Here is a 26,258-nt window from a genome sequence, read left to right on the forward strand (position 1 = left end):
TAATTATTAGCGTGGTAACTGTTCGGATAGGCTAATTGCATCGCCGATGTAATTAGCTGGGGTGAGGGCTTTGAGTTCTGCTTTTGCGGTCTCAGGCAATTCAAGCCCATCAATAAAGTCAGCAATGATCTGCGCATTAACCTTTTTACCTCGGGTTAACTCTTTGAGCTTTTCGTACGGCTTTTCGATACCGTACCGACGCATTACTGTTTGGATTGGCTCAGCCAAAAGCTCCCAATTATCATTGAGTTCGTCCAATAAACTTTGTGCGTTAACTTCTAGCTTGCTCATGCCTTTTAACGTGGCGTGATAAGCAATTAAAGAATAGCCCAAACCAACTCCAAGATTACGCAGCACGGTCGAGTCAGTGAGGTCACGTTGCCAGCGTGATACCGGCAGTTTAGCCGCCAAATGTGAGAATAGGGCATTCGCAAGGCCTAAATTGCCTTCTGAATTCTCAAAGTCAATCGGGTTAACTTTATGCGGCATGGTTGAAGAACCAATTTCACCAGCGACGGTTTTTTGCTTGAAATGACCAAGGGCGATATAACCCCATACATCGCGGTCAAAATCTAACAGAATGGTATTAAAGCGAGCGATCGCATCGAACAATTCGGCAATGTAATCATGCGGTTCAATTTGTGTCGTATAAGGGTTCCAGTCGATACCCAAGCTAGTAACAAAATGCTCAGCAACTGCGTGCCAGTTGATGTCAGGGTAAGCAGACAAGTGTGCATTGTAGTTGCCCACCGCACCGTTGATTTTACCGAGAATTGCTACCTCAGCAATTTGTTTACGTTGACGCTGTAATCGATAACTAACATTGGCGAACTCTTTACCCATGGTGGTCGGGGAAGCTGGCTGGCCGTGGGTGCGGGCCATCATTGCCACTGGCGTTAAGTCTTTGCTCAGCGCTTGCATTTCAGCAATGATTTTATCCAGCATGGGTAAAACGACTGTACGGCGAGCCTCTTCCAACATAAGAGCATGAGATAGATTATTAATATCTTCCGAGGTACAAGCGAAATGAATAAACTCAGTGACTGCTGCTAATTCAGGTACTGACTCAACTTGTTCCTTAAGAAAATACTCCACCGCTTTAACATCGTGATTGGTGGTTTTTTCGATTTCTTTGATGCGCTCAGCATGACTCACTGAAAAATTATCAACAATGGCATTCAGATGCGCATTAGCCTGTGCTGAAAACTCAGGAACTTCTGCGATACCTTCTAATGTTGAAAGCAATTGTAGCCAACGAACCTCTACGATAACGCGGTATTTTAGTAGGCCAAACTCACTGAATATACTTTGTAGCGGCGATGTTTTACTGGCGTAACGTCCATCAATTGGCGAGATTGCGGTAAGTGTTGAAATATCCAAAGTCGACTCCGATTCAGTTGATTATACGTAGCGCCTGCTGGGCTGCCGCGATGATAGATTTACGTTTAAATAAGATGTTACGGCGTTTACCGCCCATTTGACGCCACATAACTGCTGCGCGCACACCGGCCAATAACAGCGCTCGTACGCGTTGTTGATTGAGCGGTTGACTTAAATGCTGTTGCTGACCAGCGATCTGAATACGTGGTGCCAAAGGACTAACAATATCGGTATAAATGCTGGCAAGTGAAGCGATGATCTGGTGATTGTCGAACTCAACATGATTGAGTTGGCGTTGCACATGGGAAATACGCTCGCCTAATTGCGCCATAGCACGGGAATTTTTAGCCAGTTTACGTTCCAACCCGAGGATGCTGGCAATATAACGCGTTAGCTCAGCGTCTTTATTGCCTGGCTGATTATGGAGTTGCGCAACAATGGTCTGAAAGCCGAGTTTAAGATTGTCGAGGGCGCCAAATACCTGTTGTGGGCTTTCAGGGTTGGTAACCAAAATACTGGATAAGCTGGCTTCAGTCGCTTTACTGTCGAACTCGCCCTGTCGCGCAATACGCTGAACGAGTGCAGCGGCTTGGCAAACCCCAGCAAGTGCAAGTTGTTGTTCTATTGCAGGCACTAACATTTATCGAATATAACTCTCTATAATGCCGCCACCGAGGCAGACTTCTTGTTGATAAATCACTACAGATTGACCTGGCGTGACCGCTTTTTGTGGGCTATCAAACATGACCTCAATGTCACCGTTAGGCTGTGGCGATACCATCGCCGGTATGTCCTGTTGGCGATAGCGGGTTTTCACAGTCACTCGCAGTGGCTCGGACAATTCTTGACGCGCAACCCAATGCATTTGCTTGGCAATTAAGCCGTTGGAAAACAAACGTGGATGGTCGGCGCCCTGGCCAACAATCAAGGTATTGCTAGCGACATCTTTGTCGACCACATACCAAGGCTCATCACCATGGTCACGTAGCCCACCAATATGCAAGCCTTTGCGCTGGCCTAAAGTGTGGTACATCAGTCCTTGGTGTTCGCCAAGGTGTTCACCTTCTGCACTGACTATTGGTCCAGGCTGTGCGGGCAAATACTGGCTTAGAAAATCACTGAACTTGCGCTCACCAATAAAGCAAATACCTGTACTGTCTTTCTTATCATGGGTGACCAAACCGATCGCCGCAGCAATTTCTCTCACTTGTGGCTTTTCGATATCCCCAATTGGGAAAAGGGTTTTTGCTACGTGTTCGTGACTCAAGGTATAGAGGAAGTAACTTTGGTCTTTGTTATCATCCTTACCGCGCAGGAGTTGAAACTTACCGTCAATTTCGCGCCGTCTCACATAATGCCCAGTAGCAATATAATCGGCGCCTAAGTCTTCGGCAGCAAACTCTAAAAATGCCTTAAATTTTATTTCTTTATTACACATGATATCCGGGTTAGGCGTTCGCCCGGCTTTATATTCGGCGAGGAAGTACTCAAATACGTTATCCCAATACTCGGCAGCAAAATTAATCGTGTGTAAATGGATACCAAGTTTATCCGCAACGGCTTGCGCGTCAGCTAGATCTTCAGCCGCTGCACAATATTCGTCATTGTCATCTTCTTCCCAGTTCTTCATAAAGACGCCTTCGACCTGGTAACCTTGTTGTTGCAGGACGTAAGCTGAAACAGAAGAGTCCACACCGCCAGACATACCAACAATGACTTTCTTGGTGTGCGGCTCGGCAACATCTGCAACCGGCATTGGACAGGGAAGAGCGTGCTCTGACATGACTACCTTTAGGCTAAAAAAGAAAGGCGCGAATTTTAGCAGAAGCCTCGCGCTAATTCGATACTGTTAGAGCATAATTTGCCGGTATTCACCGCTATTTAACCCATCTAAGGTCCAATTACCGATCCGATAGCGGATCAGACGTAGAGTGGGATATCCGATATGCGCTGTCATGCGTCGGACTTGACGATTTTTACCTTCGGTCAAGGTTATCGCTAGCCAGCTCGTTGGAATACTTTTACGTTCGCGGATCGGCGGTGTCCGAGGCCAAAGCATGTGAGGCTGCTCAATCACCTCTATTTTCGCCGGTGCGGTCAGGCCATCTTTTAGTTCCAGCCCTGTTGCAAAGGCTTTTAAGCTGCCAGTATCCGGCACTCCTTCGACTTGTGCCCAGTAGGTTTTAGATGTTTTGCGCGCGGGGTGACTGAGTTTATGTTGCAGTTTACCGTCATTGGTTAGCAACAGTAGTCCCTCTGAATCTCTATCAAGGCGACCCGCTGCATACACTCCCGGTATATCGATGAAATCTTTCAACGTTTGCCGCTGTTGGTCATCGGTAAATTGTGACAGAACATCATACGGCTTGTTAAATAGAACAACTTGTCTAGAGTTATTGGATAGTTTGCGCATGTGCACCTGCTTTTTTCTCGAAGATTTATCATACGCGAAGCGCACCTTGATCAAAAATGCTTTATACGACAATGGTATGACTTGTATATCTTACATATGCCCATATACAATTGAGCGTTTAAGCATTTCTTAATTAATCGGCTCAATGAGCCAAGTTGAAGAGGTTCAGAATGACCACATCAAAGTCTAAAATCATCTACACGAAAACAGATGAGGCGCCACTCTTAGCGACATATTCATTACTCCCGATCATTAAAGCCTTCGCGGGTACTGCAGATATCGACGTTGAGCTTAGTGATATATCACTGGCAGGGCGTATCTTAGCTAGTTTTCCTGAATACCTAGAGGAATCTCAACGTATTACAGATGCGTTAGCTGAACTTGGCGAATTGACCCAACATCCAGACACTAACATTATTAAACTGCCTAATATTAGTGCTTCTATCCCGCAGCTTCGCGCGGCGATTAAAGAGTTACAAGGCAAAGGTTATGCCGTTCCTAACTTCCCTGAAGATCCCAAAACAGACGAAGAAAAGAAAATTAAAGAACGTTACGGTAAAGTCCTAGGCAGTGCCGTAAACCCCGTATTGCGAGAGGGTAACTCTGACCGTCGTGCACCAACGGCAGTTAAAAACTATGCCAAGAAGCACCCGCACTCCATGGGAGCCTGGAGTCAGGCTTCACAAACCCACGTAGCACACATGCGTGGCGGGGATTTCTATTCGGGTGAGAAATCCATGACGGTTGAAAAAGCGGGTCATGTACGCATTGAATTCGAAGATAAGAATGGCAATAAAAAAGTATTAAAACCGCGCGTTGATTTATTGGCCGGCGAAGTAATCGATGGCATGTTCATGAGTAAGAACGCATTGTGTAAGTTCTTCGAAGAGCAGATTGAAGATGCCCGTCAAACCGGTGTGCTTTTCTCATTGCACGTAAAAGCAACCATGATGAAAGTGTCGCACCCCATTGTGTTTGGGCACTGTGTAAAAGTTTTCTACAAAGATTTATTTGAAAAATACGGTGAGTTATTTGATGAGTTAGGCGTAAATCCAAACAATGGTTTGGGCAGCGTTTATGACAAGATTTCTACCTTACCAGAGTCACAACGTTCTGAAATTGAACGCGACATCAATAAATGCTACGCCGACCGTCCGTTGCTTGCGATGGTGAATTCAGATAAAGGTATTTCAAACTTGCATGTACCAAGTGACGTTATTGTTGATGCGTCTATGCCTGCTATGATCCGTAATTCAGGTCAAATGTGGGGGCCAGATGGTAAGCCGAAAGACACTAAAGCCGTGATCCCAGAAAGTACCTATGCAACGATTTATCAAGAAGTGATCAACTTCTGTAAAACCCACGGTGCATTCGACCCAACGACCATGGGTACGGTACCGAATGTGGGCTTGATGGCTCAGAAAGCTGAAGAATATGGCTCGCATGATAAAACTTTCGAACTCGACGCTGATGGAACCGTACGCATCATTGATCAAGACGAAAACGTATTGATTGAACATCAGGTTGAAGAGGGCGATATCTGGCGCATGTGTCAGGCTAAAGATGCGCCGATCCAAGACTGGGTTAAGCTTGCGGTTACTCGTTCACGTCAAAGTGGCATGCCCGCAGTATTTTGGTTAGACGATGAGCGTGCTCACGATGCACAGTTAATTAAGAAAGTAGAAAAATATTTGCAAGACCACGACACGACTGGATTAGACATCCAAATCATGTCACCCGTGCGTGCCATTCGTTACAGCATGGAACGTGCTATTCGTGGCTTAGACACGATTTCTGTAACCGGTAACGTTTTGCGTGACTATCTAACGGATCTGTTCCCAATTTTAGAGCTTGGTACCAGCGCTAAGATGTTATCGATCGTTCCGTTGATGGCCGGCGGAGGCCTGTTTGAAACGGGCGCAGGTGGTTCAGCGCCTAAGCACGTGCAACAGTTCGTGGAAGAAGGCCACTTGCGCTGGGATTCTCTCGGTGAGTTCTTAGCTTTGGCGGTTTCGCTAGAAGACGTGGCGATCAAAAATGATAATGCCAACGCACGAATTTTGGCTAAAACTCTCGACCAAGCCACTGAGAAATTGCTCAATGAAGGCAAGTCGCCGTTACGTCGTGCGGGTGAACTGGATAACCGCGGCAGTCATTTCTATCTTGCTATGTATTGGGCTGAAGCGCTTGCCGCACAGCAAGAAAACTCAGGTATGGCTGAGCACTTCTCTAAGCTAGCTAAAGTCTTGGCAGAAAAAGAAAGTGAGATCTTGGCAGAAATTGATGCGACTCAAGGCCAGCCAATTGATATTGGTGGTTACTATATGCCGGATGAAGATAAAGTCAGTGTAGCAATGTCGCCGAGCAAGTTGCTTCGTGATGCGCTTACCGGCGTATAAATTTCATTCGATGTGTTGCCGCTAAATAGGTCTCTAATGTGTAGGCCTATTTCATTTCCGATAGGATAAGTAATAAAAAAGCCCGGTTAACCGGGCTTTTTTGTAACTTTTAGCGTTCCGGTTTATCCGGGACATCGATATTTTCCGCGTGAAGACCTTTGGGGCCTTCCTGAATATCAAACGTTACTTCCTGACCTGCTTTAAGAGAACGGTAGCCTTCCATTTGAATCGTTGAATAATGTGCAAAGATGTCATCGCCGCCATCTTCCGGCACAATAAAACCGAACCCTTTCGCGTTGTTAAACCACTTAACCTTACCAACTGCCATACATCAACTTCCTCTTAATCCTTGAACTCCAACTTTTTAGACCCCACAATGAAGTAGAGAAGCGGGAAATGTGCGTCACTTCACATTACCACTCTTAAACTGTAGATATTTTAACCACTATATGTCAAGGCGATTGGGCAAAAATCGCTGAAACAAATGTTTCTTAAAATTTCAAATCTGTGACTATTATTAAAGTATGAGTAAAGACAACACCATCAGTATTGATAAGCAAAAGCATCTGGAAGATGTGCGCAAGAAAGCTCAGCCGCCGCCGATGTATAAGGTATTGCTTAATAATGATGACTACACACCAATGGATTTTGTAGTTGAGGTGTTGAGAAAATTTTTCAACATGGACAGTGAGAAGGCCAATCAACTGATGTTGACGGTCCATTATCGGGGGAAGGCGGTATGTGGTGTTTATACTGCTGAAATTGCAGAAACGAAAGTCATGCAGGTTAATCAATATGCGCGTAAACACCAGCACCCATTGATGTGCTCCATGGAGCCCGCGTAAGTATTATTGGGGGAAGTATGTTAAATAAAGATTTAGAGCAGACCTTAAACACTGCTTTTGTATTCGCCAGAGAACACCGTCATGAGTTTATGACGGTTGAGCATTTGTTGCTGGCATTGATGGATAACCCCGCGGCACAAGAGGCACTCAAAGCCTGTGGTGCAGACATTGATATTATTCGTAACGAACTCACAGAGTTTGTGAAAGATACTACACCGTTAATCCTAGAAGATGACGAAAATGAGCGAGAAACGCAGCCCACACTTGGCTTTCAACGTGTGTTGCAGCGTGCGGTATTCCACGTTCAATCGTCAGGTAAAGAAGAAGTCACCGGCGCGAATGTGCTGGTAGCAATCTTTAGCGAGCAAGAGTCGCAAGCGGTTTACATTCTTAAAAAGGCAGATGTTACCCGCTTAGACGTGGTTAACTTTATCAGTCATGGCGTAAGCAAAGCAGATGATGATAGTCCTGGCACGACTGAGACCGCTGAAGAAGGGGCTGATGGAGAAGAAAACCAATCGGCACTGTATAAATTTGCCAGCAATCTCAATGAGAGTGCAAAAGACGGTAAAATTGACCCTTTAATTGGTCGTGACAGCGAACTGGAAAGGACCATCCAAATCTTATGTCGCCGGCGTAAAAACAACCCCTTATTAGTCGGTGAAGCGGGTGTGGGTAAAACCGCTATAGCAGAAGGTTTGGCCTATCGCATAGTGAATAAGCAAGTGCCTGATGTTATCGCTGAGAGTACGGTTTATTCATTAGATTTAGGTGGTTTGTTAGCGGGTACTAAATATCGCGGAGACTTTGAAAAGCGCTTGAAGGCAATTTTGAAGGAACTCAGTAAAGATGAACACGCGATCCTGTTTATTGACGAAATTCACACAATTATTGGTGCGGGAGCTGCATCTGGTGGTGTAATGGACGCCTCGAATCTACTTAAGCCAAAGTTATCGAGTGGAGAACTGCGTTGTATAGGCTCAACCACTTATCAGGAATATCAAGGCATTTTTGAGAAGGATAGGGCATTGGCTCGACGCTTCCAGAAAGTCGATATTGTAGAGCCTAGTGTGGCTGACACGACTAAAATCTTGATGGGCTTAAAATCGCGTTACGAAGCGCATCACAATGTGCGTTTTACCAACAAAGCCATCCAAGCTGCGTCTGAATTATCCGCAAAATACATTAATGAGCGTCACTTACCTGACAAAGCCATCGATGTGATGGACGAAGCGGGCGCGAGTCAGCGTTTGTTACCACTGTCCAAGCGTAAAAAGACGATTGGGGTGGGCGACATCGAGCACGTAATTGCCAAAATTGCTCGGATCCCAGAAAAATCCGTATCGGCATCAGATAAAGAAGTGCTTAAGAATCTAAGCCGTAACTTAAAAATGGTGGTGTTTGGTCAGGATAATGCCATCGAGTCATTAACCGATGCGATCCATCTATCGCGCTCGGGTTTAGGCAACGAGAAAAAGCCGGTCGGTAGTTTCTTATTCGCTGGACCTACCGGTGTGGGTAAAACTGAAGTCACTCAACAGTTAGCTAAGATAATGGGTGTTGAACTGATTCGTTTTGATATGTCTGAATACATGGAACGCCACTCAGTCAGTCGTTTGATTGGTGCGCCGCCAGGATATGTAGGCTTTGACCAAGGCGGACTGTTGACTGATGCTGTGATCAAGAACCCATACTCAGTGGTTCTGCTGGATGAATTAGAGAAGGCACACAGTGATATATACAATATCCTGTTGCAAGTGATGGATCACGGTACCTTAACGGATAACAACGGGCGTAAGGTTGACTTCCGCAATGTTGTGTTGGTGATGACCACTAACGCGGGTGTTCAAGAAACTGTGCGCAAATCTATAGGGTTTAAACAACAAGATCACAGTCATGACGCGCTGAGTGAAATCAACAAGATATTTTCGCCTGAATTTCGTAATCGCTTGGATGGAATTATCTGGTTTAACCATTTAGAGCCAGACATTATCTTGCAGGTGGTGGATAAGTTCATTATTGAACTGCAAGCGCAGCTCGATGCGAAGGGCGTCTCGTTAGAAGTCAGCAATGCTGCGCGCGCTCATCTTGCAGAACTTGGGTATGATAAAGCTATGGGAGCGCGCCCAATGGCTAGAGTCATTCAGCAGCAATTGAAGAAAGAACTGGCCAACGAGTTATTGTTTGGCGAGCTCAGTAATGGCGGCAGTGTAAAAGTTGGACTCAAGGCTGATAAATTTACCTTTAAGTTTAAAGCGCTTGAGAAAAATAAGCCGGCAACATCTTCGTAGCGCATTAAGCGACAAAAAAGCCCGGTTTAAAACCGGGCTTTTTATTTGATTCGTTGGTTTGCCATTACTTAGCGCGCGCGATAAATAATACGCCCTTTAGAAAGGTCATAAGGCGTCATTTCAACGGTAACTTTGTCACCCGTTAGGATGCGGATATAGTTTTTACGCATTTTGCCAGAAATGTGCGCGGTGACCACATGCCCGTTCTCTAATTCTACGCGAAACATTGTATTTGGTAAGGTGTCTAGGATGACGCCTTCCATTTCAATACTGTCTTCTTTTGCCATGTAAAGCAATTACCTCAAAATATTCCAAAAAAATAGCCGCGCAGACTTTAATCAATAACCACGCAGGTGTAAAGCACTTACTGGCCTTTTTTTGTGATCCGATGCCATTGATTGGCAAAAAATCGCTCGTGAGGGTAAAAGTCTTTCTTATAATTCATTTTTTGACAGGCATCGATTTGATAACCCAAATAAACAAAATCTTTGGCTTGGTTTTGGGCGTGTTCGAGGATTTTTAAGATCATTAATTTGCCCGGCGAACGGTCGGCCAATTCTGGAGCAAAATAAGTATACAGGGCGGAATAGGCGTCACTCAATTCATCGACCACTGACACGGCAATTAGTTTGTCTGCGTGCCATGCCTCAAAAAATAGCGGTTGATTCCAACTACAATGAATAAAGTTTTCGTATTGAGACGGGCTTGGAGGATACATACTGCCGTCGGCGTGCCGACCAGAGATATAACGTTCGTATAATTGATAATGCTCAGGCAGTGCTTCGCGTCGGTATTGCACGCTGACATCGTTATTCTTGGCTAAAATTCGTTTTTGACTTTTAGATGGCCTGAACTCATGCACTGGAATACGTAAGCTTTCACAGGCGTTACAGTTGGGACAATGAGGGCGATAAATTTGCTCGCCACTGCGCCGAAATCCTGCGCGTATCAATAATTCGTATTGTGCGTTTTGATCGTCGTTTTCTTCTACATACACCAACAATTGTTCGCGTTGTGCGGGAATATAACTGCATTCAAATGTTTGGGTGAGCCCAAACTTCATTAAAAGTTGATGTGTTGTGACTGCCATAATGTCGACTGTATGGGTTTGGCCTGTGCTGTTTTAAGCATAGCTAAAAATTGCTCACGTGGTATAGATTCAGCACCTAACGAGAGTAAATGCGGATTTTCAATTTGACAGTCAATAAAGCTTATACCGTGCGCTTTCAGGTGACTAACCAAAGCTGCAAGCGCCAGCTTGGAAGTGTTGGGTGCGAGGTGAAACATGGACTCTCCAGCAAAACTAGCGCCGATACCAACGCCGTATAAACCGCCGACTAATTTACCTGCATCCCAGACTTCGACGGAATGAGCATAGCCATTTTGATGCAGTCTGCGATAGGCTGCTTGCATATCCTGAGTGATCCACGTGTGGTTACTGAGCTCGGCAGTATCTAACGAATGCATGCGCGGCACGCTTGCACAATGCTGGATGACTTCACCGAAGGCCTTATTTATGGTGACTTGATAGCGCTGTTGGCGAATCAGTTTACGTAAACTCTTCGAGCAGTGAAAATCATCGCAGCTCAGAATAGCCCGTGGATCAGGCGACCACCATAAAATTGGCTCGCCGATGTTAAACCAAGGAAATATGCCCTTCCGGTAGGCTTGAACAAGGCGCTCCACGCTTAGGTCTCCACCAAACGCCAAAAGACCACTAGGCTCTTGCAGAGCAAGCTCGGTGGGAGGAAAGTGTAAGCTGTTGTCTAACTGATAAAGTTGGATCATAGTTAGGCCTCGGTTAGAGGCCTAATAATAGCGCTGAATTAAGCTAGACCGTCAAGGTATTTTTCAGCATCTAAAGCTGCCATACAGCCAGTACCAGCAGAAGTGATGGCTTGACGATAAATATGGTCAGATACATCACCAGCGGCGAATACACCTTCGACACTGGTCTGTGTAGCATTACCGTTAAGGCCACTGTTAACTACTATATAGCCATCTTTCATGTCCAGTTGGCCGTCAAAAATACCCGTGTTTGGGCTGTGTCCAATGGCAATAAAGAGTCCAGCAACATCGATTGACTCGATCGAATCATCCTTGGTTGACTTTATCTTGATCCCTGTAACTCCCATGTCGTCACCGACAACTTCATCCAATGTGCGGTCCAAGTGCAGGACAACGTTTCCATTTTGGGCTTTATCCATCAGCCGGTCGGCCAAAATCTTTTCACTGCGGAAACTGTCACGGCGGTGAACAACGTGAACTTCAGAGGCAATGTTAGACAGGTACAATGCTTCCTCAACCGCGGTATTTCCGCCCCCAACTACCGCGACTTTTTGATTGCGGTAAAAAAAGCCATCACAGGTTGCACAGGCTGATACTCCTTTACCCATGAAGGCTTGCTCAGTTGGAAGGCCTAAATAGCGCGCAGAAGCACCGGTGGCAATTATCAGGGCATCACACGTATAAATGCCGTTATCACCTTCTAGAGTGAATGGGCGCTTGCTAAGGTCTGTCTTGTTGATGTGATCAAAAATAATTTCGGTATCGAATTTTTCTGCATGCTTTTGCATCCGCACCATAAGATCAGGACCAGTCAATCCTTCCGGATCGCCCGGCCAATTTTCTACTTCTGTAGTGGTGGTCAACTGACCGCCTTGCTGGATACCGGTTAACAGTACAGGGTTTAAATTAGCGCGGGCAGCATAAACCGCCGCAGAGTACCCTGCAGGACCAGATCCCAAAATTAATAAACGAACGTGACGTGTTGTTTTTTCTGAAGGCATTAAAAGAGCTCCGATAACAAAGTTGCGCTGTTACACAACCGGAAAATTTTACTGCTGTGTATTCTGGGGGTTAATTTTTAAGAATCAACTGTCTCCGCGTGCTTTGGAGGAATTTAATCACAATTTGTTTGTTGTTTTCGACTAGTTGCTGCGTGAATACGCTGATTCACATCACTCGTTGTACGTAAAGATCAACACTATCAGTGCTCATGCTTTTATAGAATAAATCGATATACCTAATTGAGCCGTATTTGTTTATAGTTAAAGAATCAACTTAGAGGTAACGAGTCAAATGTCGCTCTCAGTCGCTAACATGCTCAAAGATGGTCAGTCTTACATGAAGACTTGGCCGATGGAGAAACCATTGTATGCTCTGTTTCCAGAGTGTCGTGTGGTTGCGCTGACACGTTTGTTGATAAAAGTAGCACCGCCATTAGCGGTCGTCAGTTGTGCAGTATTGATCCAACAATTGGGTACAGCGCATATTCCGCAAGCCGTGACCGTGGCTGCATTTTTCTTGAGCTTACCGCTGCAAGGACTGATGTGGTTGGGATTTCGCGCCAACCAGCAGCTACCTCCAGCACTCAAAGCTTGGTATATCGATATTCACAGCAAGATGACTGCGCACGGTTGTCGTTTAAAAGCACTGACCCCCAAGCCGCGTTATAAGGAATTGGCGGCAATGTTAAAAACCGCCTTCGATGAATTGGATCGGGTATTTACTAAGTCGTGGTTTTAACGATTAATATCTGATTACAGCGCCGGCATTGGTACTGTTGCCCACGCAGGACTTTGTTGTGTCGCCGCAGGCTTAATCCAACATCTCCGCAGTCGCAACGATAGGTAACGCTGGTATCACGCAACAGGGACGATTGCATATTGTGAGTCACCGTAGGCGTGGCCCTAAAAACATCGCTCATCACCGTCTGCCATTCCTTCCCATGGGGCTTTACTTTACCAAAACACTGCCAAACGACGATGTGGGCAACTTCGTGTGGAATCACATGTTGACGATAATGGTCCAGATTTTCTGTCAGATAGATGGGGTTGAAGTTGATATGGTTTTTTTGCAGATGTGCACTACCACCGGTTTTACCTGCCCGCCGATAACCAATAGTAGGTACGCGCAATGGCTGGGCCAGAGCCGATTCAGCTTGTGCAATTAAGGCTTCAACCTGTTGTTGAATTTGGTGTTTTATTGATTCAGCTAGCATGCAAATACAAAGGGCGCCAAGCGGCGCCCAATGGTTGGGTATACGTTAATCGTTATTTGATTTCGCACGCGACACACATGGCGTATACACCGCGTGGGTCGTTAAGTCGCGCCACCGCATCAAATTCCATTACGACTTGTTTAAATAGTCCCATGGCGTAACTTTCAGAGGTTGCAATACCCGAACCAGCCATCCAAACGGCGGCTTGACCGAAAAACTCCTTCCAGAATTTTTCTTTAGGTGACAATGAACGTTCAACCTTACGCACCGCATAATCTTCTAAATTCGCCAGTTCAGCTGCGCTTTGTACCGCGTCATCTAGGTCGCCCAAACTATCAACTAAGCCTAACTCTAGAGCCGTTTCACCAATCCATACGCGGCCTTCAGCGATTTCTCGAACCCTATTTTCGTCAAGTTTGCGCTCGCTTGCGACTAAATTAATAAATTGGTCGTAAGAGTGTTCAATACTGTGTTGAATAATTTGTCCAACGCGTGGGTCAAGACCACGGGCAGGAGATATTCCAGCCAGTTCAGTTGTACCAACACCATCTGTATGCAAGCCCAAGTAATCCAACGTGTTTTCATAGGTTAAAAACATGCCGAAAACACCGATCGATCCAGTAATGGTGCTGGGTGAAGCGATAATCTTGTCTGCACTTGCTGAAATCCAATAGCCACCAGATGCGGCATAGGTACCCATTTTGGCAACAACTGGCTTACCGGCTTGCTTTAACAATTCAATCTCATTTCGAATAACTTCAGAGGCAAACGCACTGCCGCCTGGAGAATCAACATGGAGTACCACCGCTTTAATGCTGTCGTCTAAACGCGCTTTACGCAAAAGACGGGCAGTAGAGTCGCCACCGATGGTACCGGCTTTTTGATCGCCATTGAGTATGGTGCCTTTCGCTACGACAATACCGACTTTATCTTTGTCTGTAGCCATTAAATCCAGTGGTAAATTAATAACACTCAGGTAATTTTCGTAATTAATCGCCTTGTAACCCAGTTTAGACGAGTCTTTGCCCACAATCTCCTGCAATTCTGTGCGTACTTGATTACGGTCCTTTAACTGATCGACCCATCCGTTAGTTAACGCATATTGAGCAAAATCACCTTCAACCGCAGCCATTTTCTCTACCAATACATCAAGCTTTTCATCAAAGTTGCTGGTATCCATATTACGAGCCGCTGCAACATCGCGTTTATATTGTTGCCAATATACGTCTAACCATGCGGAATTGGCTTGTTTCGCTGCATCAGACATGTCGTTACGCAAGTAGGGTTCAACTGCAGACTTAAAAGTACCGACGCGGAAAATATGGGTTGTTAGTTTGAGTTTTTCTAAGGCTTCGGCAAAGTAGGTGCGATAGCGACCATAGCCTTCAAGAAGCATCCCACCCATCGGGTGCAGGTAGAGGTTGTCGGCGTGCGCTGCAATGTAATACTGGTCTTGGGAAAAGTAGTCACCGACGGCATAAACTGGCTTACCGGAAGTTTTAAAATCTTCAACCGCATTGGCAATGGTACGCAGTTTATCCAAACCGCCGCCGAACAATCCGTGAAGATCTAACACGAGTGCTTTAATCCGATTATCAGCCTTGGCGTTTTCCAACACCATTACCACATCTGACACCAAAACCTCAGGGTTTTCTTCTTCTTGCTCGAAGGCTTCGTTGATAAAAGACTCAAACGGGTCCACAGCGGTTTTCTCAACCACTAAAGTTCCATAAAGGTTGAGCACAAGGGCACTGTCTTGCGGTACTGTAACCTTATTGTCGTCACCACTGCTGATGATGATAAAGAATCCTACAATGAGGAAAATGAAGATTGCATTGAAGACTAGTTTGCGGCTGAAATTCAGCGCATTCCAAAGCCCAACAAATAAAGATTTCGTCCAATTACCATTGCTTGCCATGCAAGTACTACCTCTGATCTTTAACTGTCTATATGTTAATCAATCCAGAAAGGATCGAGAAATTTAAAATGTAATTATTTATGACAGTTCTGTTGCTGTTTAACTTTCACCCAACCATTTTTGTATGAGTTGAGCCATCGCTTTATGGTCATCCGCGCTCAGTGCCATTAAGGTACGTGCTTTTTTGGGTGTTGCTTTAACTTTATGCGCTTGCCTAACGTGCAAGCGGGAAAATACCGATGCTGGTTGAGTTTGCTCGCGATTATTTTTCATTATCATTGAAATTTAAAGATGACTTGCACGCTCTATTTATTTAACCCATATGAACGGAGTAGAGACGTGATTGCCTCAGTAAGCCAAAACTATCATACATTGATTAATGCAAGCCAGCGATTTGAAGGGATCGCACCACTATTACTGCGCTTGTACTTAGCGCCGATTATGCTGCAAGCAGGTTGGAACAAAGTGGTTGGCTTTGAAGATGTAGTGCTGTGGTTTGGCAACAGTGAATGGGGGCTTGGCATGCCCTTTCCAACACTTATGGCTAGCCTGGCTGCTGGAACAGAATTGCTTGGTGGCGTGTTGTTGCTGCTCGGTTTAGCCACTCGACTAATTGCACTGCCGTTGATGTTTACCATGTTAGTTGCGGCTTTCAGCGTGCATTGGGAGAATGGCTGGCTAGCCATCGCTGATAGCAGTAGTTGGTTAGCAGACGGAACCATTTTAAGCAATCCAAGTGTGATGGAGGCGGCGGATAAGATCGCAGCTGCGAAGTCACTGCTACAAACCCACGGGAATTATGACTGGCTTACCAGTAGCGGGAATTTCGTTATATTGAACAATGGGATCGAATTTGCGGCGACTTATTTTATCATGCTAGTTGCTCTATTTTTCCTTGGCGGTGGGCGTTACGTTTCGGTTGATTATTGGTTACACAAACGAGAAGTTGTTAAGTAAAAATAATCGATAGCACTAGATTCCTATGATAGTGTGTTGGTCTTTATAATCGAATGATGTTCCGAGAAATGAATGCCATTAAATTATTAACCCAACGACAATCTCTGCCCCGGTTACAAGCGCCTGCACCTGCGGGCGAAGCCCTTGAAATCATTAAAAAAGCGGCTCTTCGCGCGCCAGATCATGGGTGTTTAACGCCGTGGCAGTTTATTATCTTTACTGGTGAAGGCTTAAAACAGTTAGGTGAAATCTTTGAAGCCTCGGCAATCCATCGCGGAGAAGATAGTAAAGCCATCGAACGAGCGCCGCAGCTACCGGTACGAGCCCCCATGGTGATTGTCGCAGCAACACGCTATACCGAACATCCAAAGGTTCCCTTCATTGAACAAGTGCAATCTGCTGGATGCGCCGTACATGCGATGCAAATGGCAGCTGTAGCGCAAGGGTATGCCGGTATTTGGAGAACTGGGAGCTACGCTCAATGCAGTTACGTAAAAGAAGCGTTGTCTATCAGTAACGATGATGAAATCGTAGGATTTTTATATTTGGGAACACCGGCATGTGAGCCGAAAGGCCCACCAAGTCGAGACGCGAATAATTACTTTACCGAATGGCAAGGTTGAGCAGAATTAACGCGCGGTGAGCAAAATTAAGCAGGAGAGGTATCGACTATCTGAGTTCGAGCTTCCGGTTAACGCAAAAGAGAAGGGCGCTTATTAGCGCCCTTTCTATTAGTTAACTGTGACGATCTTACACGCGTTGGTCGCGCCAACCGTTTCCATTTCATCACCGTAAGTCATAATAAACTGATCACCAGACTTCACTAGGCCGTGCTGCTTCAAAACATCAATAACATCTTGTTTTAATTGCCCGGGTTCACTCTTACGCGAATCAAAGTAAACGGGTTTTACGCCGCGGTACAAAGCCATAGTATTGAGTGATGCTTCGTGTCGAGATAGCGCAATAATAGGTAATGAAGTTGTAATACGTGACATTAACTTTGGCGTATTACCACTTTCAGTTAGACCTACAATGGCTTTAATATTAGCTAAGTGGTTCGCGGCGTAGACAGCAGACATTGCAACGGTCTCGCTCACCGAGGTGAAAAATTCGTCTAGGCGGTGTTTGGATATTTTAACGCTGGGATGGGTCTCAGCACCTTCACATACGCGCGCCATTGCTTTGACCGTTTCAACCGGGTAATTGCCGGCAGCAGTTTCTGCTGAAAGCATAACTGCGTCGGTGCCATCTAGAACAGCATTCGCCACATCCATCACTTCGGCTCGCGTCGGCATAGGGCTATCGATCATAGACTCCATCATCTGAGTCGCAGTTATCACCACCTTATTCAATTGGCGTGAACGTGCGATTAATTTTTTCTGCACGCCTACTAACTCAGCATCACCAATTTCAACGCCAAGGTCACCGCGAGCAACCATCACTGCGTCTGATGCTGAAATAATGTCATCAATCGCAGAATCAGACTCTACTGTTTCAGCACGTTCAACTTTGGCACATATTTTAGCGTCGCTGCCGGCTTGTCGCGCTAGCTCACGGGCGTAATTCAGATCTGCACTGCTGCGCGGGAAGGAAACTGCTAAGTAATCAACACCAATTTTCGCCGCGGTTACGATATCCCGTTTGTCTTTTTCCGTTAACGCTTCAGCAGATAGGCCGCCGCCTTGGCGATTAATTCCTTTATTATTAGATAGCTTGCCACCAACCGTAACTTTGGTATGAATTTTTTGTCCGTCCACATGATCAACTTCAAGTTGGATCCGACCATCATCCAATAACAGAATGTCACCCGGACCTACATCTCCAGGCAACGCCTTGTAATCAATACCAACAGTATTGACATCACCAGCGTCGGTATCGAGTTCAGCATCGAGAATGAAGTGGTGACCCACCGGTAATTTAACGGAGCCCTCTTTAAAGCGAGAAACGCGTATTTTAGGCCCTTGCAAATCGCCAAGAATGGCCACGTATTTGCCCAGATTCTTGGCTGCTTGGCGAACCTTTTTGGCCCGCTCAATGTGGTCATCGGCATTACCGTGACTGAAGTTCATGCGCACGACATTTGCGCCTGCGCTGATGATGGCTTCTATGGTTTCCAAGGTATCTGTCGCTGGGCCAAGGGTCGCTAAAATTTTTGTTCTTCGAGTCATAATTTGTGCCGTTTTGCGCCTTTTAATAATGAAATGGAATTTCATTACGTAATTTAATTACATTAATGGTAGTTCAGCGTACCCAGTTAGTGCAAATGAAAGTTACCGTTCAAATGGTACGACCAATGATGCAAATGCTAATCTCGCTTATCAAACCGCGAACCCCTTAGGGTATCTTTTACCCGTTTGAGATTTTCGCGAAACTTGTTACCACGGCGAAGCGTAAAGCCGGTTGCAAGAATATCGATAAGGGTCAACTGAGCTATGCGCGAAGCCATCGGCATGTACATATCGGTATCTTCCGGTACTTCTAGAGATAGCACATAGTTACACTCTTTCGCCAATGGACTATCAGCTGAGGTGATACCTACAACTGTTGCGTCATTACTGCGCGCAATTCCTGCAATCTCGACCAAGCTTTTAGTTCTACCTGTGTGTGATATTAGCACCACAACGTCGTCTTCACCGCAATTCATACAGCTCATTCGTTGCATCACTACATCTTCGAAATACACCACAGGGACATTAAAGCGAAAGAACTTATTAAGAGCATCATGGGCCACTGAAGCTGAAGCTCCGAGGCCGAAAAATGAAATCTTTTGCGCTTGTGTGAGCAAATCAACGACGCGATTAATTGTGGCGATATCGACACTTTGACGCGCAACTTCTAGCGACGCCATGGTCGATTCAAAAATTTTGTTGGTGTATTCGGCCGGTCCATCATTTTCGTCAACGTGGCGATTAACGTAGGGCGTACCATTCGCTAAGCTTTGTGCTAGATGCAATTTAAAATCAGGGAACCCTTTAGTATCTAAGCGTCGACAAAAACGATTCACGGTGGGTTCACTAACGTCCGACATTTTAGCTAGAGTGGCAATACTGCTATGAATTGCGGCCTGTGGGTTCGCCAGTATTATTTCGGCGACTTTGCGCTCAGACTTACTGAATGCAGCTTTGTGTTCGGTGATTTTTTCAAGAATGTTCATAGCGATGCTGTGGCTGATTACTATACTATTGTTATATGAGTGCCAATATACTACGACAAATTGGTAAAATGACATCAAAAGCTGTAATTTTTTGACAAAAAATCGTCAGTTGTCACCCGATTAGTCCCTAAATTTGGGTTTTAATTGAAAACGACAGTGGGATAAAGTTGTAAAATTACAACATTTAGTGTTTACTCTGACATATGTTTGCGGCCCCGCGATAGTCGGTGCTGCTTCACACTCCTTAATTAAGGTAAGACTCATGGTATTCGAAAGTACAACAGAACCCTGTGATTTTGTCCTATTTGGCACCCTCGGTGACCTCGCCCGGCGTAAGCTACTTCCTTCATTATATCAACTTGAAAAGGTTGAACTTATCCACCCAAATTCAACCATTGTTGGCGTTGCCCGACAGGATATTTCAGTTGAGGAATATAAGGCGCAAGTTAAGCAGAACATAGAGAAATTCTCTGGCGATAAGCTCTGTGAGGAAACTTGGGGTCGACTAGAAGCGCGTTTGGATTACGTGAAGGTCGATATGAAAGACAGCAAAAGCTACAAAGCGTTTTGCGAGCATGTTGACCCTGAACGTACCATGGTTTGCTACCTTGCTACGCCACCGTCAATTTATGGTGATATTTGTCGTGGGTTAAACGAAGCGGGCGTGATTGATAGCAGCGTGCGGGTTGTGCTAGAAAAGCCAATCGGCCATGACCTTGCATCATCCTGTGTTATCAATGAACAGGTGGCTGAATACTTCAGCGAAAATCAAATCTACCGTATCGACCACTATCTAGGTAAGGAAACGGTATTAAATCTGATCGCCCTACGTTTTGCGAATTCGATTTTCGCAACGAACTGGGATCATAACTGTATTGACCATGTACAGATCAGTGTAGCCGAGTCGGTAGGAATTGAAGGTCGGTGGGGTTATTTTGATGAAGCTGGTCAAATGCGTGACATGGTGCAAAATCACCTGTTACAAGTGCTAAGTTTGATTGCTATGGAGCCACCAACGACCCTTGATGCAGACAGTATTCGAGATGAAAAACTCAAGGTATTAAAAGCGTTGCGACCAATTAACGCGACCAATTACCAACAATCAACGGTGCGTGGTCAGTATATTAATGGTTTCGTTAAGGGGCAGGAAGTACCTGGTTATTTAGACGAGCCAGATGCAAATACTGAGAGTTTGACTGAGACTTTTGTTGCGCTGAAAGTAGAAATTGATAACTGGCGCTGGGCTGGCGTGCCATTTTACTTACGCACAGGCAAGCGCATGCCGACTAAAGTGAGTGAGATTGTTATTTACTTCAAGCGCCAACCACATAACCTGTTTGGCGATAGTTTCGCTAACTTACCACCGAATAAACTCGTGATCCGATTACAGCCGGATGAAGGGGTTGAAATTACGGTTATGAATAAAGTTCCAGGCCTAGCCAGTAACGGGTCAATGGACTTACAGAAATCAAAACTAAATCTGAGTTTCTCTGAAGCCTTTGCAGATGATCGCATTGCCGATGCCTATGAAAAATTACTGCTCGAAGTCATGCGTGGTAACCAAGCTTTATTCGTACGACGCGATGAGATTGAACAAGCCTGGAAGTGGGTGGATTCGATCTTAGATGCCTGGAAGGGGAGCAACGAACCACCAGAGCCATACCAAGCAGGAACATGGGGGCCAGTTGCCTCGATTGGCCTCTTAGCTCGTGAAAACCGTGCGTGGTATGAAAGTCGTACAACGAAAAAGAAATAGGACGACGTTATGGCATTAACAGAACAACACTTTACTGATAGAAACGCCTTAATTGTTGAATTTTCTGCGCGTATCGCGCAATTGTTGTCCGACGCTATTAACGCAAAAGGTAACGCGTCCTTAGTGGTTAGCGGCGGTAGTACGCCATTGCCTTTGTTTCAGTCCTTAAGCCAGTCAAGCATTGACTGGAGTAAGGTAACAGTAAGCCTTGCGGATGAGCGCTGGGTGGATAATACGCACAACGACAGCAATGAAAAATTAGTCCGTGAAAATTTGTTAGTCGAGCATGCTGCAAGTGCGAACTTTTTTGCCTTGAAAACGGCACATAGTACGGCCTTTGAGGCAGAGCAAAGTCTGGAGCAATCCGCTGATCAGCCAGCTCGACCTTTTGACGTGTTGATCTTGGGTATGGGCGAGGACGCACATACGGCTTCGTTGTTTCCTTGTTGTGCTCAGCTTGCTGCAGGATTGGACCTCAACTCAGGCCGTTCTTTTATTGCAACTGAACCAACCACCGCGCCGCACCAACGGATGTCCTACACTTTGCCAGCATTGGTATCGGCGCAGAATGTGTTTTTGCACTTAACCGGTGATAAAAAATTAGCGGTTTTAAACGATGCCCTGGCTGCAGATTCAGCCCTAGATAAGCCAATTAAAGCAGTCGTCGACAACTGCGATGTGACATTGATGTGGGCGCCTTAGGAGAGTATTTATGAATGCACAAATTCAAGAAGTAACCCAACGGATCATTGAACGTAGTCAAAAGACACGTGCCGACTACCTTGCCAAAATTGAAAAAGCACGACGTGATGGTCCACATCGTGGGGTATTGTCGTGTGGCAATCTTGCGCACGGTTTCGCAGCCTGCAATAGTGCAGACAAAGCTGATTTACGTAGTATGACCAAAGCAAACGTAGCGATTGTCTCTGCGTACAATGACATGCTGTCCGCTCATCAACCTTATGAATCCTACCCAGCGATCATAAAGCAAGCAGTCAGTGAAGTCGGCAGTGTTGCTCAGTTTGCTGGTGGTGTACCGGCAATGTGCGATGGGGTTACACAAGGTAATCCGGGCATGGATCTGAGCCTTATGAGCCGTGACGTAATCGCTATGAGCACCGCTGTTGCGTTGTCACATAATATGTTTGACGGTGCGCTTATGTTGGGGATCTGCGATAAAATAGTGCCCGGATTATTGCTCGGCAGTCTAAGTTTTGGTCATCTACCAACCGTATTCGTACCTGCTGGCCCGATGCCATCAGGTTTACCGAATAAAGAGAAAGCGCGTGTTAGACAAGCGTATGCTGAAGGAAAAGTTGGCCGTGATGAATTACTTGAAGCAGAGTCACAGTCCTACCATTCAGCGGGTACCTGTACCTTTTATGGCACGGCAAACAGTAATCAGTTAGTCGTTGAAATGATGGGCTTGCACTTGCCTGGCTCTTCATTTGTAAACCCCGGCACACCTTTGCGTGATGCCCTGACTAAAGCTGCTGCTCGTCAAGTTACACGATTAACTGATCTAGGTGATAACTACACGCCAATAGGACACATTGTTGATGCCAAAGCGATAGTGAATGGACTTGTTGCATTGCTGGCTACTGGCGGTTCAACCAATCACACGATGCACTTGGTTGCCGTTGCGCGCGCGGCGGGGTATATCGTTAATTGGGACGATTTTTCTGATCTCTCTAACGCCACACCGCTGTTAACCCGGATCTATCCCAATGGCTCCGCAGACATCAATCATTTCACTGCCGCTGGTGGGATGTCGCTATTATTCAAGCAATTGCTAGACGCCGGTTTATTACATAATGACGTGAAGACCATTTGTGGTGAAGGGTTAGAGCAGTACACTAAAGAGCCTTTCCTCAATGACGGTGAACTCGAATGGCGCGATGGACCAAAGGAATCCTTGGATAAAGCAGTATTAGCACCAATCGATGAGCCGTTTAAACCTGATGGTGGATTATCGGTTTTAAGCGGAAACTTAGGACGTGCAGTGATCAAGACTTCAGCCCTAAGAGAACCCAATTGTCGACTCACTGCTCCGGCGGTGGTATTTGAAGATCAATTTGAATTGGATGCAGCATTCCAGTCTGGTGAGTTGGATCGCGACTGTATCGTAGTGGTTAGATTTCAGGGGCCTGCCGCCATCGGTATGCCGGAATTGCACCGTTTAACACCGCCGCTTGGGGTTCTCCAAGATCGTGGTCATAAAGTAGCGTTGGTTACTGACGGACGTATGTCCGGCGCCTCAGGTAAGGTGCCAGCGGCAATTCATGTCACGCCTGAAGCCTATAAAGGTGGCATGTTAGCAAAAGTGCAAAATGGCGATATGATTGAAATTGATACGGTTACCGGCTCTCTCGCATTACTGGTTGACGCAGACGAGCTAGCAGCACGCGACGCAGCGCATACGGATATTGCTATGCATCAAATTGGTATGGGCCGTGAGATGTTCGGTGGTATGCGCTCAACGTTAACCGGCGCTGAAGAGGGTGCATGCTCATTGTTTGTGGAACAGGAACAGCGGCAATGAAGGCATTTGTTGCCGATGTCGGCGGAACCAATATTCGCTTAGCTTGTTTTGCTGATGGCGAGCTAAGCGATATTAAAAAATATTTGTGCCGTGATTTTGCCACTATTGATGCTGCAATTAAGCATTATTTTGATGAGATTGGGCACACAGATTTTACCCTTGGTTGTGTCGCCATTGCATGTCCTACGAATAACGATTGGGTCAAAATGACCAATCACAGTTGGCAGTTTTCCAAGCTCGATTTGCAGAAGGAATTAGGGCTGGATTGGCTCGGAGTGATAAACGATTTTACTGCTGTAGCGCATTCTTTGCCCGTATTAAGCGATGAGCAGCTGATCCAGCTAGGCGCTGGCCAGCGTGATAAGCAGGGTAATATAGCAGTGTTTGGGCCCGGTACTGGATTGGGCGTTGAGCATATGACTTTTACTCAGTCTGGCTGGCAAACGCTTGATGGTGAAGGCGGGCATGTTGATTTTGCGCCATGCGATGAAACCGACGTTATCATTTGGCGTTATTTAGTCGATTTACACGGCCGCGCCTCTGCGGAAGAGGTTATGTCTGGTCGGGGGATCGTCAACATCTATCGCGCCTTGGCGCTAGACGAAAATGTCGACCCAGAATTTATAGAAGCTGCAGATATTAGTCAGGCGGCTAGTAACGGCAGTTGTGCAATTAGCCAACGAGCAATTCAGCAGTTTTGCCGAATTATGGGGAATTTTGCTGGCAACCTGGCCCTGAATTTGGCGACAACCGGTGGCGTTTTTATTGGCGGCGGGATTGCCATGCGCCTCGTTGAGCAGCTCCAAAAAGGCGACTTTCGGCGTTGCTTTGAGGCCAAGGGGCAATTCGCCGATTACGTTAAACCTATCCCAACCTATTTGATCGCAGAGCCTGACCATGGATTGCTTGGAGCAGGCGCGTACTTAACACAACAGACAGCGAGTTTAAAAGCATGATGAATAATTGGACCATCTCTCCCTCTGAGGTTTTCGCCTCTGGGCCGGTCGTTCCGGTTCTGGTTATCCACGACGTTGCCCACGCAGTTCCTATTGCGCAAGCATTAATGGCTGGGGGAATTAAAGTACTCGAGGTCACGTTGCGAACGCCAGCGGCTCTTGATGTTATCAGGACCATCGCTGATTCAGTTCCTGACGCGATTATCGGCGCGGGAACGGTGACTAATGCTCAGCAATTAAAAGAAGTCACTGAAGCGGGAGCGAAATTTGCTATCAGTCCGGGTATGACCGCCGACCTATTGGCCGCTGGCAGTGCTGGAAGTATCCCACTGATCCCTGGAATATCGTCGATAAGCGATTTGATGAAGGCAAAGGATGCGGGATATACGCATCTTAAGTTTTTCCCGGCAGAAGCGTCTGGTGGTGTTAAAGCGCTTAAATCAATTGGTGGGCCATTTCCGGAGATTACTTTTTGTCCGACCGGAGGGATAGGACCAGATAATTACTTGGACTATTTAGCGTTGCCGAACGTGCAATGCGTTGGTGGCTCCTGGCTCGCGCCAGACGACGTCGTACAACAAGAGAACTGGTCAGCGATAACTGACTTAGCCGCAACTGCGATTAAAAACGCAAACTAACGGTTTATTTCCGTTTTTACTGACTCAACCTCGTTTTAATTACCCATTCAGCCACCTACTGCGGTAGGTGGTTTTTATGCTCAGAACTTATTGAGCCACCTCGCTTTTAATTGGGAGCACGTGGAAGAGGGCTGAGATTACGCTATTGTTTGACTAAGACAATGGCTCTTATTTAGCGCTAGTGAGTTTTCTTGCGTGCGAGCGGTTTCAACGCACAGCATGTGACGATAACCGTCAGGCTCCATATCCGGCATAGCTTGGCTTAGTGCCTTCCACGGATTCCATACAACGATGCTGTCATGTCCGCAGGAATGGATCGTGGTCTGTTGGCTGTCATTTTTTATCGTCACAGTGGGGATTGTGGTTGGGTGCACGCGGTCCGTTTCGCCAGTAATGACATAGGGAATTTGCGCAGGATTGTCGTTACTTTGCGTGACCTTATCAAAATAAGGACAGTCTAAGCCCTCTATGCACGTGGAGGTAATATCTTCAACTGCGAGGTAGCTGTGCAACGCTGCGTAAAAAGAGATTGGGTTACCCTGGTTAACGGTAATCAACTCAACGTTTAGTTGTGCTCCAATCAGCACCTGCAATGACACCTGCAAATCGGGAAATGCTTGGGTCGTATAATCAATCTCGGGCTCTAATACAACTAACGTACCCTCAGATTGATCACTAACGCGTTGAATTTTCCATTCACAGTTACGTACGTATCCGTGAGCAGGCAACTGGTAGTAATTGTTTAAAAATTCTGGAGCAGATCCAAACCAGGGCCAGCAGATGGGGATCCCACCGCGTATCGGACGTGTCCCATCAAAACTAGCATTCTTGCTTAGCCATAAGCGCTCGCGATGATCGTGATGCGGGATAAAAGACAGAATTTGACCACCCAACAGACTTATCTCTGCTTGTGCATGAGCATTTTCAAAGCGCGCAATTTTAACCGAGTCGCGCTGATAGTATTCCAGCTTATGTGAACTCATGAAGAAACTGTTGTATTAGTTAA

Annotated in this window: 26 protein-coding genes; 11 read left to right on the forward strand and 15 right to left on the reverse strand. The window is 46.0% G+C overall.

The genetic code is table 11. The features are described 5' to 3' along the window. Nucleotides 1-6: 6 nt before the first annotated feature. The 4 genes from purB to CSH92_RS07900 form a co-directional block, all read right to left on the reverse strand. On the reverse strand, nucleotides 7-1,380 hold the full coding sequence (purB, locus tag CSH92_RS07885; RefSeq protein ID WP_100657066.1) for an adenylosuccinate lyase: 1,374 nt from the start codon (nucleotides 1,378-1,380) through the stop codon (nucleotides 7-9). Between the two features lie 13 nt (nucleotides 1,381-1,393). After that, complete coding sequence (hflD, locus tag CSH92_RS07890) at nucleotides 1,394-2,020, reverse strand: high frequency lysogenization protein HflD (RefSeq protein ID WP_100657067.1); 627 nt, start codon at nucleotides 2,018-2,020, stop codon at nucleotides 1,394-1,396. Next, complete coding sequence (mnmA, locus tag CSH92_RS07895; protein ID WP_100657068.1) at nucleotides 2,021-3,136, reverse strand: tRNA 2-thiouridine(34) synthase MnmA; 1,116 nt, start codon at nucleotides 3,134-3,136, stop codon at nucleotides 2,021-2,023. A 93-nt stretch (nucleotides 3,137-3,229) separates the two neighbouring features. Beyond that, entirely contained in the window at nucleotides 3,230-3,793 is a 564-nt protein-coding gene (locus CSH92_RS07900; RefSeq protein ID WP_100657069.1) for an rRNA large subunit pseudouridine synthase E, read from the reverse strand. A gap of 170 nt (nucleotides 3,794-3,963) precedes the next feature. On the opposite strand from CSH92_RS07900, the gene CSH92_RS07905 reads away from it, so the two are divergent. Beyond that, nucleotides 3,964-6,192: an NADP-dependent isocitrate dehydrogenase gene (locus tag CSH92_RS07905; protein ID WP_100657070.1), complete on the forward strand. Its 2,229-nt coding sequence runs from the start codon at nucleotides 3,964-3,966 to the stop codon at nucleotides 6,190-6,192. A 109-nt stretch (nucleotides 6,193-6,301) separates the two neighbouring features. Here CSH92_RS07905 and cspD read toward each other — a convergent pair whose 3' ends face one another. After that, on the reverse strand, nucleotides 6,302-6,520 hold the full coding sequence (gene cspD / locus CSH92_RS07910) for a cold shock domain-containing protein CspD (RefSeq protein ID WP_100657071.1): 219 nt from the start codon (nucleotides 6,518-6,520) through the stop codon (nucleotides 6,302-6,304). A 196-nt stretch (nucleotides 6,521-6,716) separates the two neighbouring features. On the opposite strand from cspD, the gene clpS reads away from it, so the two are divergent. Beyond that, complete coding sequence (gene clpS, locus CSH92_RS07915) at nucleotides 6,717-7,037, forward strand: ATP-dependent Clp protease adapter ClpS (RefSeq protein WP_100657072.1); 321 nt, start codon at nucleotides 6,717-6,719, stop codon at nucleotides 7,035-7,037. 17 nt (nucleotides 7,038-7,054) lie between these two features. After that, nucleotides 7,055-9,328: an ATP-dependent Clp protease ATP-binding subunit ClpA gene (gene clpA, locus CSH92_RS07920; RefSeq protein ID WP_100657073.1), complete on the forward strand. Its 2,274-nt coding sequence runs from the start codon at nucleotides 7,055-7,057 to the stop codon at nucleotides 9,326-9,328. Between the two features lie 68 nt (nucleotides 9,329-9,396). Here clpA and infA read toward each other — a convergent pair whose 3' ends face one another. The 4 genes from infA to trxB all read right to left on the reverse strand — a co-directional run bounded on the left by infA (nucleotide 9,397) and on the right by trxB (nucleotide 12,117). Next, complete coding sequence (infA, locus tag CSH92_RS07925; protein WP_100640785.1) at nucleotides 9,397-9,615, reverse strand: translation initiation factor IF-1; 219 nt, start codon at nucleotides 9,613-9,615, stop codon at nucleotides 9,397-9,399. A gap of 77 nt (nucleotides 9,616-9,692) precedes the next feature. Next, on the reverse strand, nucleotides 9,693-10,391 hold the full coding sequence (locus CSH92_RS07930; protein WP_100657074.1) for an arginyltransferase: 699 nt from the start codon (nucleotides 10,389-10,391) through the stop codon (nucleotides 9,693-9,695). Continuing rightward, nucleotides 10,391-11,116 (reverse strand): leucyl/phenylalanyl-tRNA--protein transferase, encoded by a 726-nt coding sequence (aat, locus tag CSH92_RS07935; RefSeq protein ID WP_100657075.1) that lies wholly within the window; start codon nucleotides 11,114-11,116, stop codon nucleotides 10,391-10,393. The genes CSH92_RS07930 and aat overlap by 1 nt, the downstream gene beginning before the upstream one ends. 38 nt (nucleotides 11,117-11,154) lie before the next feature. Then, the gene (trxB, locus tag CSH92_RS07940) at nucleotides 11,155-12,117 is read right to left on the reverse strand and encodes a thioredoxin-disulfide reductase (RefSeq protein WP_100657076.1); all 963 of its coding nucleotides are present in this window, start codon (nucleotides 12,115-12,117) and stop codon (nucleotides 11,155-11,157) included. A 292-nt stretch (nucleotides 12,118-12,409) separates the two neighbouring features. On the opposite strand from trxB, the gene yfbV reads away from it, so the two are divergent. Then, nucleotides 12,410-12,856 carry a terminus macrodomain insulation protein YfbV gene (yfbV, locus tag CSH92_RS07945; RefSeq protein WP_100657077.1) on the forward strand — a complete coding sequence of 149 codons (447 nt, stop codon included), beginning with the start codon at nucleotides 12,410-12,412 and terminating at the stop codon, nucleotides 12,854-12,856. Here yfbV and CSH92_RS07950 read toward each other — a convergent pair. The 3 genes from CSH92_RS07950 to CSH92_RS17100 form a co-directional block, all read right to left on the reverse strand. Next, nucleotides 12,840-13,331 (reverse strand): SprT family zinc-dependent metalloprotease, encoded by a 492-nt coding sequence (locus tag CSH92_RS07950; RefSeq protein WP_100657078.1) that lies wholly within the window; start codon nucleotides 13,329-13,331, stop codon nucleotides 12,840-12,842. The genes yfbV and CSH92_RS07950 overlap by 17 nt on opposite strands. Before the next feature lie 52 nt (nucleotides 13,332-13,383). Further along, nucleotides 13,384-15,249 carry a signal peptide peptidase SppA gene (gene sppA, locus CSH92_RS07955; RefSeq protein WP_100657079.1) on the reverse strand — a complete coding sequence of 622 codons (1,866 nt, stop codon included), beginning with the start codon at nucleotides 15,247-15,249 and terminating at the stop codon, nucleotides 13,384-13,386. A gap of 99 nt (nucleotides 15,250-15,348) precedes the next feature. Continuing rightward, a complete protein-coding gene (locus tag CSH92_RS17100; RefSeq protein ID WP_164084690.1) occupies nucleotides 15,349-15,522 on the reverse strand; it encodes a hypothetical protein in 174 nt (57 codons plus the stop codon). A 66-nt stretch (nucleotides 15,523-15,588) separates the two neighbouring features. Between CSH92_RS17100 and CSH92_RS07960 the strand changes: the two genes are divergently transcribed. Further along, nucleotides 15,589-16,206 carry an HvfX family Cu-binding RiPP maturation protein gene (locus CSH92_RS07960; RefSeq protein WP_240612761.1) on the forward strand — a complete coding sequence of 206 codons (618 nt, stop codon included), beginning with the start codon at nucleotides 15,589-15,591 and terminating at the stop codon, nucleotides 16,204-16,206. Nucleotides 16,207-16,274: 68 nt separating this feature from the next. Next, complete coding sequence (locus tag CSH92_RS07965; protein WP_100657081.1) at nucleotides 16,275-16,829, forward strand: NAD(P)H nitroreductase; 555 nt, start codon at nucleotides 16,275-16,277, stop codon at nucleotides 16,827-16,829. A 108-nt stretch (nucleotides 16,830-16,937) separates the two neighbouring features. Here the strand turns inward: CSH92_RS07965 and pyk are convergent, their stop codons facing one another. Then, nucleotides 16,938-18,374, reverse strand: coding sequence for a pyruvate kinase (gene pyk / locus CSH92_RS07970; protein ID WP_100657082.1), 1,437 nt, complete (start codon nucleotides 18,372-18,374; stop codon nucleotides 16,938-16,940). A 137-nt stretch (nucleotides 18,375-18,511) separates the two neighbouring features. Further along, the gene (locus tag CSH92_RS07975; RefSeq protein ID WP_100657083.1) at nucleotides 18,512-19,360 is read right to left on the reverse strand and encodes a MurR/RpiR family transcriptional regulator; all 849 of its coding nucleotides are present in this window, start codon (nucleotides 19,358-19,360) and stop codon (nucleotides 18,512-18,514) included. Nucleotides 19,361-19,622: 262 nt separating this feature from the next. Between CSH92_RS07975 and zwf the strand changes: the two genes are divergently transcribed. The 5 genes from zwf to CSH92_RS08000 are packed head-to-tail and all read left to right on the forward strand — an operon-like array spanning nucleotide 19,623 to nucleotide 25,252. Beyond that, nucleotides 19,623-21,116, forward strand: coding sequence for a glucose-6-phosphate dehydrogenase (zwf, locus tag CSH92_RS07980; protein WP_100657084.1), 1,494 nt, complete (start codon nucleotides 19,623-19,625; stop codon nucleotides 21,114-21,116). 9 nt (nucleotides 21,117-21,125) lie between these two features. Continuing rightward, complete coding sequence (gene pgl, locus CSH92_RS07985; RefSeq protein ID WP_100657085.1) at nucleotides 21,126-21,818, forward strand: 6-phosphogluconolactonase; 693 nt, start codon at nucleotides 21,126-21,128, stop codon at nucleotides 21,816-21,818. 10 nt (nucleotides 21,819-21,828) lie between these two features. Next, nucleotides 21,829-23,658 (forward strand): phosphogluconate dehydratase, encoded by a 1,830-nt coding sequence (edd, locus tag CSH92_RS07990; RefSeq protein WP_100657086.1) that lies wholly within the window; start codon nucleotides 21,829-21,831, stop codon nucleotides 23,656-23,658. Then, nucleotides 23,655-24,614 (forward strand): glucokinase, encoded by a 960-nt coding sequence (gene glk / locus CSH92_RS07995; RefSeq protein WP_100657087.1) that lies wholly within the window; start codon nucleotides 23,655-23,657, stop codon nucleotides 24,612-24,614. Before edd ends, glk begins: the two co-directional genes overlap by 4 nt. Next, a complete protein-coding gene (locus CSH92_RS08000) occupies nucleotides 24,611-25,252 on the forward strand; it encodes a bifunctional 4-hydroxy-2-oxoglutarate aldolase/2-dehydro-3-deoxy-phosphogluconate aldolase (protein ID WP_100657088.1) in 642 nt (213 codons plus the stop codon). Before glk ends, CSH92_RS08000 begins: the two co-directional genes overlap by 4 nt. Before the next feature lie 137 nt (nucleotides 25,253-25,389). On the opposite strand, the gene CSH92_RS08005 is transcribed toward CSH92_RS08000, so the two are convergent. Further along, the gene (locus tag CSH92_RS08005) at nucleotides 25,390-26,235 is read right to left on the reverse strand and encodes a D-hexose-6-phosphate mutarotase (protein WP_100657089.1); all 846 of its coding nucleotides are present in this window, start codon (nucleotides 26,233-26,235) and stop codon (nucleotides 25,390-25,392) included. Nucleotides 26,236-26,258 lie beyond the last annotated feature (23 nt).

Origin of the sequence: Neoalteromonas flava (assembly GCF_002807685.1) — a bacterium.
In the GTDB taxonomy this organism is placed as follows: Bacteria; Pseudomonadota; Gammaproteobacteria; order Enterobacterales; family Alteromonadaceae; genus Alteromonas_E; species Alteromonas_E flava.

Coding starts and splice junctions, on each gene's coding strand:
- hflD (WP_100657067.1), bottom strand. CDS start 2,020: ATGTTAGTGCCTGCAATAGAACAACAACTTGCACTTGCTGGGGTTTGC.
- mnmA (WP_100657068.1), bottom strand. CDS start 3,136: ATGCCGGTTGCAGATGTTGCCGAGCCGCACACCAAGAAAGTCATTGTT.
- CSH92_RS07900 (WP_100657069.1), bottom strand. CDS start 3,793: ATGCGCAAACTATCCAATAACTCTAGACAAGTTGTTCTATTTAACAAG.
- CSH92_RS07905 (WP_100657070.1), top strand. CDS start 3,964: ATGACCACATCAAAGTCTAAAATCATCTACACGAAAACAGATGAGGCG.
- cspD (WP_100657071.1), bottom strand. CDS start 6,520: ATGGCAGTTGGTAAGGTTAAGTGGTTTAACAACGCGAAAGGGTTCGGT.
- clpS (WP_100657072.1), top strand. CDS start 6,717: ATGAGTAAAGACAACACCATCAGTATTGATAAGCAAAAGCATCTGGAA.
- clpA (WP_100657073.1), top strand. CDS start 7,055: ATGTTAAATAAAGATTTAGAGCAGACCTTAAACACTGCTTTTGTATTC.
- infA (WP_100640785.1), bottom strand. CDS start 9,615: ATGGCAAAAGAAGACAGTATTGAAATGGAAGGCGTCATCCTAGACACC.
- CSH92_RS07930 (WP_100657074.1), bottom strand. CDS start 10,391: ATGAAGTTTGGGCTCACCCAAACATTTGAATGCAGTTATATTCCCGCA.
- aat (WP_100657075.1), bottom strand. CDS start 11,116: ATGATCCAACTTTATCAGTTAGACAACAGCTTACACTTTCCTCCCACC.
- trxB (WP_100657076.1), bottom strand. CDS start 12,117: ATGCCTTCAGAAAAAACAACACGTCACGTTCGTTTATTAATTTTGGGA.
- yfbV (WP_100657077.1), top strand. CDS start 12,410: ATGTCGCTCTCAGTCGCTAACATGCTCAAAGATGGTCAGTCTTACATG.
- CSH92_RS07950 (WP_100657078.1), bottom strand. CDS start 13,331: ATGCTAGCTGAATCAATAAAACACCAAATTCAACAACAGGTTGAAGCC.
- sppA (WP_100657079.1), bottom strand. CDS start 15,249: ATGGCAAGCAATGGTAATTGGACGAAATCTTTATTTGTTGGGCTTTGG.
- CSH92_RS17100 (WP_164084690.1), bottom strand. CDS start 15,522: ATGAAAAATAATCGCGAGCAAACTCAACCAGCATCGGTATTTTCCCGC.
- CSH92_RS07965 (WP_100657081.1), top strand. CDS start 16,275: ATGAATGCCATTAAATTATTAACCCAACGACAATCTCTGCCCCGGTTA.
- pyk (WP_100657082.1), bottom strand. CDS start 18,374: ATGACTCGAAGAACAAAAATTTTAGCGACCCTTGGCCCAGCGACAGAT.
- CSH92_RS07975 (WP_100657083.1), bottom strand. CDS start 19,360: ATGAACATTCTTGAAAAAATCACCGAACACAAAGCTGCATTCAGTAAG.
- zwf (WP_100657084.1), top strand. CDS start 19,623: ATGGTATTCGAAAGTACAACAGAACCCTGTGATTTTGTCCTATTTGGC.
- pgl (WP_100657085.1), top strand. CDS start 21,126: ATGGCATTAACAGAACAACACTTTACTGATAGAAACGCCTTAATTGTT.
- edd (WP_100657086.1), top strand. CDS start 21,829: ATGAATGCACAAATTCAAGAAGTAACCCAACGGATCATTGAACGTAGT.
- glk (WP_100657087.1), top strand. CDS start 23,655: ATGAAGGCATTTGTTGCCGATGTCGGCGGAACCAATATTCGCTTAGCT.
- CSH92_RS08000 (WP_100657088.1), top strand. CDS start 24,611: ATGATGAATAATTGGACCATCTCTCCCTCTGAGGTTTTCGCCTCTGGG.
- CSH92_RS08005 (WP_100657089.1), bottom strand. CDS start 26,235: ATGAGTTCACATAAGCTGGAATACTATCAGCGCGACTCGGTTAAAATT.